Annotated in this window: 6 protein-coding genes; 5 read left to right on the top strand and 1 reads right to left on the bottom strand. The window is 63.0% G+C overall.

Annotation, left to right across the window (positions count from 1 at the left end; all coding sequences use genetic code 11):
• Positions 1-20: 20 nt before the first annotated feature.
• Positions 21-1,028 (bottom strand): LacI family DNA-binding transcriptional regulator, encoded by a 1,008-nt coding sequence (locus tag LN996_RS11560; RefSeq protein ID WP_231340523.1) that lies wholly within the window; start codon positions 1,026-1,028, stop codon positions 21-23.
• A 107-nt stretch (positions 1,029-1,135) separates the two neighbouring features.
• Here LN996_RS11560 and LN996_RS11565 point away from each other — a divergent pair, with 107 nt between their 5' ends.
• The 5 genes from LN996_RS11565 (at position 1,136) to LN996_RS11585 (ending at position 6,679) form a co-directional block, all read left to right on the top strand.
• Positions 1,136-2,257 (top strand): Gfo/Idh/MocA family oxidoreductase, encoded by a 1,122-nt coding sequence (locus LN996_RS11565; protein ID WP_231340524.1) that lies wholly within the window; start codon positions 1,136-1,138, stop codon positions 2,255-2,257.
• Positions 2,254-3,045: a TIM barrel protein gene (locus LN996_RS11570; RefSeq protein WP_231340525.1), complete on the top strand. Its 792-nt coding sequence runs from the start codon at positions 2,254-2,256 to the stop codon at positions 3,043-3,045. Before LN996_RS11565 ends, LN996_RS11570 begins: the two co-directional genes overlap by 4 nt.
• 157 nt (positions 3,046-3,202) lie before the next feature.
• Positions 3,203-4,204, top strand: coding sequence for a LacI family DNA-binding transcriptional regulator (locus tag LN996_RS11575; protein ID WP_231340526.1), 1,002 nt, complete (start codon positions 3,203-3,205; stop codon positions 4,202-4,204).
• 184 nt (positions 4,205-4,388) lie between these two features.
• Positions 4,389-5,723 carry an extracellular solute-binding protein gene (locus LN996_RS11580; RefSeq protein WP_231340527.1) on the top strand — a complete coding sequence of 445 codons (1,335 nt, stop codon included), beginning with the start codon at positions 4,389-4,391 and terminating at the stop codon, positions 5,721-5,723.
• Positions 5,724-5,758: 35 nt separating this feature from the next.
• A complete protein-coding gene (locus LN996_RS11585; RefSeq protein ID WP_231340528.1) occupies positions 5,759-6,679 on the top strand; it encodes a carbohydrate ABC transporter permease in 921 nt (306 codons plus the stop codon).
• Positions 6,680-6,719: the final 40 nt, after the last annotated feature.

Consider the following 6,719-nt stretch of genomic DNA (forward strand, 5'->3'; position numbering starts at 1 on the left):
ACTAAGAGCTGCGGGTTTTGTCAGGTGTCGCTGTTTCCTTCAGGGGCCCGGGCTGTGGTTTTGCGGGTGACCAGGTGTGGTGTCCGGACCACGCTGCCCGGTGGCTTTGCCCCTTCGATCCGGTCCACGGCACGGCCAACGGCGGCGGCGGCAAGGAGCGGAGCGTCCTGGCTGACAGAGGATAACTGGACATAACTCAGCTTGGCGAAGTTGCTGTCGTCGTAGCCGAGTACTGAAACATCGGCGGGAATGCTGATTCCCGCGGCCCTGAAGCTTTCCATGATTCCCAGGGCCGACCTGTCGTTGAAGGCGATAACAGCCGTTGGCAGATCGGCCTGAAGGATCTGCCCTGCCCCCATGCCGTCCTCCTCTCCTGGGCCGCCCGAAACAACCACGGGTTGCAGGCGATGCCGGATCATTTCCGTGCGGTACGCCTCCCGGCGTTTGTCCGACGAGACTGCAGTGCCGCCGTCCACGTGGACGATCCGGCGATGACCCAGGCTAACCAGATGGTCAACGGCCAGTGCGATGCCGGCATGATCGTCACTGCTGACCGAATCCACAAGATCGCCCACGTCATCGCGCAGGAGGCTCACCACCGGCACCTGGCGGGCGTGCAATGCCAGGTCATCCACGCTGAGGGTGGGAGCGATGATGATCAACGCCTCGGCGCCGACGTCCAGCAAGGTCTCGATGGCGCGGGCCTCAGGTCGGCCTCCGGCCACTGCGCTCAGCGTTATCTCATAGCCCTTGGCGGACGCCTCCGCGTACGCGGCATCGACAATCTCCGCGTGAAACGGCTGTGAGCTGGAGAAGGCGAGGCCCAGGAGTTTGGTTCTGCTGCTCCGCAGCAGCCTCGCGCGGGAGTCTGCCCGGTAACCGAGATCGCTGGCCGCCTGCAGGACTCTTTGTCGGGTAGCTTCCGCCGCGCCGGGGGCGCCCCGCATCACGATGGAAACCAAGGCGCGCGAGACGCCGGCCGCCTCGGCTACGTCCATCAGGGTGGGGCGGCGCTGCAGTTCTGACATATTTCCTCCAGTTGCAACCAGTGTATAGAACGATCTAGACGAGGCGTGAATCCCGTGTCAGTATGGTTCGACTAGAACGATCTAGAAGATACGCATCAGGAGCTCTCATGGTTTACCTTCAGCATCCGGTCAGTGAAGACCGGCCCGTTCGTCTTGGTCTGATCGGAGCGGGGTGGATTGGAAGTTTTCACGCCGAATCCATTGCCCGGCGCATCCCCAATGCCCGACTCGAGGCAATCGCTGACCCGGCCCTTCCCGCGGTCCAGGCGCTGGCTGACCGGCTGGGTGTCCGCAAGATCAGCACTGACCCGGAGGATGTGCTGGCTGATCCGGAAGTGGATGCTGTCCTGATCTCCGCGCCGGCCCGCTATCATTCCGGGCTGATAGCGGCGGCGGCACGTGCTGGCAAGCATGCCTTCTGCGAAAAGCCAGGCGGCCGTACTGTGGAAGAACTTGATGAGGCGCTGGAAGCAGCGGAGGCCGCGGGTGTGACGGTCCACTTCGGTTTCAACCGCCGCTACGCAGAAGACTTTGCTGCCGCCCGCCGACTCATTGATGACGGCGCTGTGGGAACCCCGCAATTGTTGCGGTCCTTGACCCGCGACCCGGGACACAAGGACGGGATTGCCAATCCGGAGCGGATTGCACCGGGCACCATTTTCCTTGAGACCCTCATCCACGACTTTGATACCTTGAACTGGCTGAACCCCGGCGCTGTCCCTGTTCGCGTCCATGCAGTGGCTGACGCGCTGGTAGCTCCCGAGGCAAAAGAGGGCGGGCTGTTGGATACCGCTGTGGTCACCGTGACCTACAGCAACGGGGCCATTGCCGTGGCCGAGGCCAACTTCAATGCCCTGTACGGCTATGACGTGCGCGGAGAGGTATTTGGCACTGCGGGGATGGTGACGGCGGGAGGCCCGCAGGCCAACTCGGCCACGAGCTACACTGCTGCCGGCATCAATGCGGCCACCGTCCGCCTGAACGTGGACCTCTTTCACGATGCCTACACGGCTGAACTCGCCCACTTTGTGGATGCGGTGAGGGCTGACCGCGATGGGACCCAGGCTCCCGCGGCCCAAGGTGCTGGCGGAACCGACGCGCGGAATGCGCTGGCCGTTGCCCTGGCTGCCACCCGTTCGGCCCACACCGGGCTGTCTGTTGATGTGGCATCGATTGCCGCACTGCGTCCGGCGGAACCCGCGCTGCTCACTGTGGGGGACAACGCATGAGCTTCCGCCTGGCCGTATGCGCTGAAATGCTCTACGGCGAACTGCCCTTGACGGAGCGGGTGAAGAGGATCCACGGGCAAGGGTTCGAGGTGGAGCTGTGGGACACCCGCGGCCGGGATGTCGCGGCCCTGGCAGCAACAGGTGCCCGGTTCTCGTCGATGAGCGGCTATTTTGGCGGCAGCCTTACTGATCCCGGCGGTGCCGAGGACGTGCTGGCGTCCGCGGAGAAGTTGATTCCCGTGGCGCTTGAACTTGGCGTCGAGCGGATGGTGGTCCACCCTGCGGAGCTCGGGGAGGGAGGCAGGGCTGTCCGACCGGTTCACCGGTCTACCGGTGAGATGTGGCTGACCGGTCGAAGCACCCTCGAACGCCTGGGGGCGCTGGGCGAGAAGCACGGAGTGACCTTCGCGCTTGAGAACCTGAACACCATCCTGGACCACCCTGGAATCCCATTGGCGCGGGCCAAGGACACTTTGGCGCTGGTCTCCGCAGTTAACCACCCCAATGTCAGGATGATGCTGGACCTGTATCACGCCCAAATCGGCGAGGGAAACCTGATCGAACTTGTCCGGGCCGCGTTGCCCTGGATCGGAGAAATACAGGTGGCTGACGTCCCCGGCCGTTGCGAACCCGGCACCGGGGAAGTCAACTACCGCGGCGTCGCAGATGCTCTTCAGAAGGCCGGATACGCGGGGGTCATAGGCCTCGAGGCGAAGGCCGACGGGGGAGAGGACCTGCAATCAGGTGATGCCGCGCTGGCGGCTTTCCGTGCGGCCTTTGAAGGCTAGCCAAGAGCAGCCTGCCCGCGGGCCCGGGACGGCACCGAACGCCCTCGCGTTGGCCGTAACTGGCGCCAGGGCGCTGCATCCAGGGAGAAAAACTCGCGTAGCATCAAGGAAAACCGGTCAGTCGCTGCGCCGGTCAACACTGTAGCTAGGGGGCGTATTGCGCGCAACGGTCAAGGACGTGGCGCGCCGTGCAGGGGTTTCGCCCAAAACGGTCTCGAACGTGATGAACGGTGTGGTCCCTGTCAGCGCTCCTACCCGGCTCCGGGTTGAACAGGCCATGGCGGAACTGGATTACGTACCCAATCTTTCTGCGCGCGGACTGCGGAATGGCCGCTCCGGGGTTATTGCCCTCGCTTTGCCGGACCTGGCAACACCGTACTCGGCGGAGGTGGCCCACCATATTGTGGAGGTGGCCCATGAGCAGGGCTGGATTGTCCAGATTGAGGAAACGGGCTCGGACCCGCGCCGCGAGCAGGAACTGATGACCCGGGCCCGCTCCAACCTGATCGACGGATTGATCCTCAATCCCGTGGTGTTGGATGAGAGTGCGGTCAAGGTTGGAGTGGCCCTGCCTCCTGTGGTTCTTTTGGGCGAGGTGACGCAGCAGCTGGCCGATCGGGTCTTTGTGAACAGCCTGACGGCGGCCCGGGACATGACGCTGGCGCTGGCCAAGCCCGGGCGTCGGCGCATTGCGGTCCTTGGAACAACCCAGGGGCGAGGATCTGCGGCGGCCATCCAGCGTACCCAAGGGTATGAAGCCGCTTTGGACATCCTGAGTATTCCGCGGGATGAGTCGCTGCTGATTCCTTGCGAAAAGTGGACGCCCGAAACCGCCGCCAAAGCCCTGGAGGCTTATCTGGAGACGCATCCTGTCCCAGAGGCTCTCTTCTGTTTCACCGACTCCATGGCGATTGGTGCCCTGAGCGTGCTCTGGAAGAGGGGTTTGCGGATCCCTGAGGAAATCGCGGTGGCGGGTTTCGATGATATTGCCGATGGCCGCTACGCCGTCCCTTCCCTGACGACCGTCTCCTTTGACAAGCGAACCATTGCCAGCGAAGCCCTGCGTCTCCTCACGGAGCGCATGGGCGACCGGGGCCAGGGCCAGCGCCTCGTTGAAATCGAGTACAGCATTGTGGAGCGGGACAGCAGCAAGGCCTGAAACGAGAGCCGGTCACCAAATTGTGTGCGCTAACAATTTTCTCTTGCCCAGTCTATTACATCGATGTAATGTGAGACCTGCGTCACCCCCGGGCCACCTATTACCGAGTGTGGGGACGCGCCGGAGCCGGATCTTGAGCAACACAGCAGTGACCTTTCAGCGGACCCATCCAAAGGAGTGACGGGTGAAGCAGTTTGAATCTTTGACCGGGAAACAGTTGTCCCGGAGACAGTTATTGACAGGTTCCGCCCTTCTTGGCGGGGGGCTCCTGGCAACCGGCCTCAGCGGTTGTGGAGGGGCCGCCCAGGCTGCGGCCGTCCAGGACATTGGGTTCTGGCACCTCCTCTCCGGCGGTGACGGCATCAAAATGCAGGCCATGATCAACGCGGCCAACCAGGCCAATCCCGGTTTCAAGGTGCACCCCACGGTGCTTGCCTGGGGGCCTCCGTATTACACCAAATTGGCCATGGCATCGGCAGGAGGCCGCCCACCGGAGGTGGCCATCATGCACGCCAGCCGGGTGCCCGGTTATGCGCCGGGCGGACTCATCGATCCGTGGGACCTGGACCTTCTTGCCGAGAACGGGGTGACGGCATCCGACTTCGCTCCCAGAATCTGGGAGAAGAGCCAGCATGGCGGCAAGGTCTTCTCCATCGCCTTGGACTCACACCCGTTCGTGATGTTCTACAACACAGATGTTGCAGGCAAAGCGGGCGTCCTGGGCAGCAACGGGCAGCTTCAGGAGGTGAGCTCTCCGGACGAGTTCAAAGCCATGGCCTTGGAAATGCAGAAAGTGACCAAGGCCCACGGCCTGTCCTTCGGCTACCTGGGCAGTGGGTCGCAGATGTGGCGCCTGTTCTACACCCTCTACAAGCAGCATGGCGTGGACATGGAACTGACGCCGGGCCAGCCTATGAAGGTGGACCGGGACGCGGCCATTGAGTCGCTGGAATTCATGGCTTCACTGTTTGACGACACCATCGCAGCCCAGGCCGGAGACATCAGCACCGGCATCGCCGAGTTCGCCCGCGGCGGCTCGGGAATGTTGTTCAGCGGTGTCTGGGAACTTCCCACCATGAAGAAAGCCGGCATCCCCGTTGACGCCGCCACCATTCCCACGCTGTACGGGACGCCGGCCTCCTACGCCGACTCGCACTCGTTCGTCCTGCCGCGCCAACTCAACGTCAACGAGGACAAGCGCAGGGATGTCTACAAGTTTGTCACCGACGTCCTGAAGGGATCGCTGTCCTGGGCAGAAGCCGGACACATTCCCGGGTACCAGCCTGTGGTCCAGTCGCAGGCGTACCGCGAACTCACCCCGCAGATTCACTACGCCAACGCGGCGGACATCATTGCCTACGATCCCGAAGCCTGGTTCAGCGGCTCCGGCTCGGACTGGCAGACCTACTTCGCCGAGAACGTCCAGAACGTGCTCCTGGGAAGGGACAAGGCATCGGCAGGATGGGATGCCTTCGAACAACGCACCAACACCCTCCTCTCCCGTCCCAACCCGGTCTGACCGGCCCACGCACCGAGCGACAAAGGAGTCCTTTCATGAGTACCTCTACGCTGTCCCGGCCGAGGCCGGAGACCCTGCGCAAACCCGGGAGCCGATCCCGCAGCAACGTGAGCGGATGGGCGTTCGCCACCCCGTTCCTGGTGTTCTTCCTCGTTTTCCTCGTCTGGCCCATCCTCTACGGCTTCTACATGAGCCTCACGGGCAAGTCCCTGACCGGGGCCAATGACAGCCTGATCGGTTTCGCCAACTACGCCGAGGCATTGGCCGACGCAGATATGTGGCGGTCCCTGGGCAACACCCTCTACTTCACGGTGATCAGCACCGTACCCCTGGTCCTCGTGGCCCTGGTCATGGCCGCATTGCTCAACGTGGGGCTTCCTGCCCAGTGGCTGTGGCGGCTCTCCTACTTTGCACCGTACCTGCTGGCCTCCACGGTGGTTTCACTGTTCTTCACCTGGATGTACAACCCGCAGCTTGGCCTGATCAACGAGTTCCTGACGGGAATCGGTCTCCCCAGGGTTGCCTGGCTGAACGATCCGAACGTGGCCATGTGGGCCATTGTGATCGCCACACTTTGGTGGACTGTGGGCTTCAACTTCCTGCTCTACCTGGCCGCCATGCAAAACATCCCGGCCCAGCACTATGAAGCGGCATCGCTGGACGGCGCCGGAGCCTGGCGCCAGTTCTTCTCCATTACGCTGCCGCAGCTCACCCCCACCACCGTGATGATTGTGCTCCTCCAGATCCTGGCGTCACTGAAGATTTTCGATCAGGTGTACCAAATGACCGCAGGCGGGCCGGCAGGATCCACCCGCCCCGTGGTGCAGTACATCTTTGAAACCGGGTTCACCGGCTACCGGCTGGGCTACTCCGCAGCCATCTCCTACATCTTCTTCGGACTGATCGTGGTTGTTTCTGTCATGCAGTTCGTCATCACCCGCCGCAGGAGCGCATAACCATGGCAACCCCTACCCTGACCCGTCCCGCCCCCAGCAC

This window comes from Arthrobacter sp. AK01 (assembly GCF_021109375.1).
In the GTDB taxonomy this organism is placed as follows: Bacteria; Actinomycetota; Actinomycetes; order Actinomycetales; family Micrococcaceae; genus Arthrobacter.

What these genes read in the sequence shown, in the direction of transcription:
- LN996_RS11560 (WP_231340523.1), bottom strand. Translation starts at nt 1,028, where the DNA reads ATGTCAGAACTGCAGCGCCGCCCCACCCTGATGGACGTAGCCGAGGCG.
- LN996_RS11565 (WP_231340524.1), top strand. Translation starts at nt 1,136, where the DNA reads ATGGTTTACCTTCAGCATCCGGTCAGTGAAGACCGGCCCGTTCGTCTT.
- LN996_RS11570 (WP_231340525.1), top strand. Translation starts at nt 2,254, where the DNA reads ATGAGCTTCCGCCTGGCCGTATGCGCTGAAATGCTCTACGGCGAACTG.
- LN996_RS11585 (WP_231340528.1), top strand. Translation starts at nt 5,759, where the DNA reads ATGAGTACCTCTACGCTGTCCCGGCCGAGGCCGGAGACCCTGCGCAAA.